The organism is Pseudomonas agronomica (assembly GCF_025917275.1).
Taxonomy (GTDB): domain Bacteria; phylum Pseudomonadota; class Gammaproteobacteria; order Pseudomonadales; family Pseudomonadaceae; genus Aquipseudomonas; species Aquipseudomonas agronomica.
In genome coordinates, this window is the sequence record NZ_JAOSHO010000490.1 from 1 (window position 1) to 3,624 (window position 3,624).

Consider the following 3,624-nt stretch of genomic DNA (forward strand, 5'->3'; position numbering starts at 1 on the left):
AGCTCCTACCAGTTCCCCACCAGCTCCTATACCCCGCGGTCCAACGGGTGGTGTCCGTCTGGCAATCGCCCCACCGCCCATAAAGCATTATCATGGCCGCAGTTTTGCTGATCGGGTCTGTCATGAAGTTCGCCATCGCGCTGTTTTCCGCCGCCCACGCGCCCTCCTCGCGCCGCGCCTTGCTGTTTGCCCAGGCAGCGCTGGTTGCTGGGCATGAGATCGTGCGGCTGTTTTTCTACCAGGACGGCGTCTACAACGCCGCCGCCAGCGTCGTCACGCCCCAGGACGAACAAGACCTGCCCCAGCAATGGCGCGCCTTCGTCAGCGAGCATCAGCTCGACGGCGTGGTCTGCATCGCGGCGGCGTTGCGCCGTGGCGTGTTGAACGCGGAAGAAGCCCAGCGCTACCAGCGTTCAGCGGCCAGTGTCGAAGCGCCCTGGGCGTTGTCCGGGCTCGGCCAGTTGCACGATGCGATCCAGGACGCCGACCGCTTGATCTGTTTTGGAGGCACGTGATGGCCAAGTCTTTGTTGCTCATCAGCCGCCAGGCCCCATGGTCGGGCCCTGGCGCCCGGGAAGCGCTGGACATCGTCTTGGCTGGCGGCGCGTTCGACCTGCCCATCGGCCTGTTGTTTCTCGATGACGGCGTGTTCCAGCTCGCCGCCGGACAACACGCCAAGGTTGTCCAGCAAAAGGACCTGAGCGCCAACTTGCAGGCATTGCCGATGTTTGGCGTCGACGACCTGTTTGTCTGCGCCGACAGCGCCGCCGAACGCGGTCTCGCTGTCGATGCCTTGGCGCTGGACGACCTGAACGTATTGGGCGCAGCGGACATCGCCGCGCTCATTGACCGCTATGACCAGGTGATCACCCTCTGATGTCGACCTTGCATGTGTTGTCTCATTCCCCCTTCGGCGACAGCCGTCTTGCCAGTTGCCTGCGGATCCTGGGCACTCACGATGCGCTGCTGCTGTGCGGCGACGCGACCTATGCGCTGCAACCTGGCACCGTGCCGTTCGACACCCTGCAAGCCAACGGCTGCAAAGTCCTTATCCTCGCCGAAGACGCACAGGCCCGCGCCTTGCCCATTCCGGACTGGGCCGAGGCCATCGATTATGCAGGCTTCGTCGAACTGTCGATCCAGCATGACAAGGTCAACAGCTGGCTATGAAGACCCTGACCGTAGGCGAGCGCCGCATTGCGCTGGACAAGGACGGCTACCTGGCCGACCTCGATGATTGGTCCGCCGACGTGGCCACGGCCCTGGCCACCGCCGAAGACATCGAGCTGAGCCCCGAACATTGGGAAATCCTCGAACTGCTGCGGGCCTTCTACGATGAGTTCCAGCTGTCCCCCGCCACCCGGCCGCTGATCAAGTACACCGCGCTGAAACTGGGGCCGGACAAAGGCAACAGCCTGCACCTGAACCGATTGTTCAAAGGCACTCCCGCCAAACTCGCCGCCAAGCTGGCGGGCCTGCCCAAACCGACGAATTGTTTATGACCGACTTCCCAGCACTGACCCTTGAACCCCCCGCCGAGCACCCGTTCGCCCAGTTCGTGCGCATCCTTGGCAAAGGCAAGCGTGGCGCCCGCAACCTGACCCGTGAAGAAGCGCGGGAAGCCATGGGCATGGTGCTCGACGAGCAGGTTGAAGAAACCCAACTCGGGGCATTCCTGATGCTGTTGCGGCACAAGGAAGAAAGCGCCGAGGAAATGGCCGGCTTCACCGACGCCCTGCGTCAGCGCCTGGAGGTGCCGACGTTGGCGGTGGACCTCGACTGGCCAACCTACGCCGGCAAGAAGCGTCATCTGCCCTGGTACCTGCTGGCAGCGAAATGCCTCGGACAAAACGGCGTGCGCATCTTCATGCACGGCGGCGGGGCCCACACGGCGGGCCGGCTCTACACCGAGCAACTGCTGGGTTTCTTGAGCATCCCCTTGTGCCGCGACTGGCAGCAGGTCGGCACCGCACTGGACCACGGCGGCCTGGCCTTCATGCCGCTGGTGGACTGGGCACCGCAGATGCAGCGCATGATTGACCTGCGCAACACCCTGGGCCTGCGCTCGCCGATCCATTCCCTGGCGCGGATCCTCAATCCGCTGGGCGCACGCTGCGGGCTGCAAAGCATCTTCCACCCGGGTTACCAGGCCGTGCACCGTGAGGCCAGTGGCCTGCTCGGGGACACTTCCATCGTGATCAAGGGCGACGGTGGCGAGATCGAGATCAACCCGGACGCCGACAGCCATTTGTACGGCACCACCGGCGGCGCCAGTTGGGACGAAGAATGGCCGCGCCTGTCCGAGCAGCGCCACGTCAAGCCGGACAGCCTCGACCCCGAGCACTTGAAAGCTATCTGGCGCGGCGATGTCGAGGACAGCTATCCACAACTCGCGCTGATCGCCACCATGGCTTTGGCCTTGCGCGGCCTGGGCGATACTCGCGACGAAGCCTTCGACAAAGCCCGGCAGTATTGGGACGCTCGAGATCGTTCGATATAACCGATCATTAAGGCCCAACCTTTGCGCTATTAGTTCGAACCTATCGGAATAGACTCGTCTCCAATGATTATTGAGCGAGGACATCCAGATGGGTTTGTTGGTCGAGGGCCGCTGGCAGGACCAGTGGTATGAAAGCAAGGACGGCAGTTTCCAGCGTGAACAGGCGCAACGCCGCCAATGGATCACCGCCGACGGCGAGAGCGGGTTTGCCGCCGAGGCCGGTCGCTATCATTTGTACGTCTCCCTGGCCTGCCCGTGGGCGCACCGGACGCTGATCTTTCGCAAGCTCAAGGGCCTGGAAAACCTGATCGACGTCTCGGTGGTCAGCTACCTGATGCTGGAGAACGGCTGGACCTTCGACAAGGCCCACGGCTCGACGGGCGACAAACTCGACGATTTGCAATTCCTGCATCAGCGCTACACCGCCGACACGCCCGACTACACCGGCCGCGTGACCGTTCCGGCGCTGTGGGACAAACAGAAGCGGCGCATCGTCAATAACGAGTCGGCGGAAATCATCCGCATGTTCAACAGTGCGTTCGACGGCTTGACCGGCAATGACCTGGACCTGTATCCCGAACACCTGCGCCACGAAATCGACGGGTTGAACGAGCGGATTTATCCAGCGGTGAACAACGGCGTGTATCGCGCCGGGTTCGCGACGACCCAGGCCGCTTATGAAGAAGCCTTCGATCAATTGTTTGCCGAACTGGACCGATTGGAAGCCCTATTGGGGACCCGGCGCTACCTGGCGGGCGAGTACCTGACCGAAGCGGATATCCGCTTGTTCACCACGATGATTCGCTTCGACGCGGTGTACTTCGGTCACTTCAAATGCAACCTGCGGCGCATCGCCGATTACCCGAACCTGTCGAACTGGCTGCGGGAGTTGTACCAATGGCCGGGCATTGCCGAGACGGTGGATTTCACTCACATCCAGGGGCACTACTACGGCAGCCACAAGACCATCAACCCGAATGGGATCGTGCCCAAGGGGCCGAAGCAGGATTTTACCGTCGCCCATGATCGGGAGCGGTTGAGTGGGAAAGGGATTTGGCGTGGTGCCGGGAACTGATCCTGGATTCTCGCGGTATTTGAGGGCCTAATCGTCGGAACGCCGCCCG

Annotated in this window: 6 protein-coding genes; all 6 read left to right on the forward strand. The window is 62.5% G+C overall.

The features are described 5' to 3' along the window. Positions 1–122: 122 nt before the first annotated feature. The 6 genes from tusD to OC610_RS23250 all read left to right on the forward strand — a co-directional run bounded on the left by tusD (position 123) and on the right by OC610_RS23250 (position 3,575). Positions 123–515, forward strand: a complete 393-nt coding sequence (gene tusD / locus OC610_RS23225) for a sulfurtransferase complex subunit TusD (RefSeq protein ID WP_264431154.1) — start codon at positions 123–125, stop codon at positions 513–515. Further along, complete coding sequence (gene tusC, locus OC610_RS23230) at positions 515–877, forward strand: sulfurtransferase complex subunit TusC (protein ID WP_198796057.1); 363 nt, start codon at positions 515–517, stop codon at positions 875–877. Before tusD ends, tusC begins: the two co-directional genes overlap by 1 nt. Further along, complete coding sequence (gene tusB, locus OC610_RS23235) at positions 877–1,170, forward strand: sulfurtransferase complex subunit TusB (protein ID WP_264431156.1); 294 nt, start codon at positions 877–879, stop codon at positions 1,168–1,170. The genes tusC and tusB overlap by 1 nt, the downstream gene beginning before the upstream one ends. Beyond that, on the forward strand, positions 1,167–1,502 hold the full coding sequence (locus tag OC610_RS23240) for a TusE/DsrC/DsvC family sulfur relay protein (RefSeq protein ID WP_264431158.1): 336 nt from the start codon (positions 1,167–1,169) through the stop codon (positions 1,500–1,502). The genes tusB and OC610_RS23240 overlap by 4 nt, the downstream gene beginning before the upstream one ends. Beyond that, positions 1,499–2,500, forward strand: coding sequence for a glycosyl transferase family protein (locus OC610_RS23245; RefSeq protein ID WP_264431160.1), 1,002 nt, complete (start codon positions 1,499–1,501; stop codon positions 2,498–2,500). The genes OC610_RS23240 and OC610_RS23245 overlap by 4 nt, the downstream gene beginning before the upstream one ends. Before the next feature lie 88 nt (positions 2,501–2,588). Next, positions 2,589–3,575 (forward strand): glutathione S-transferase family protein, encoded by a 987-nt coding sequence (locus OC610_RS23250; RefSeq protein WP_264431161.1) that lies wholly within the window; start codon positions 2,589–2,591, stop codon positions 3,573–3,575. Positions 3,576–3,624: the final 49 nt, after the last annotated feature.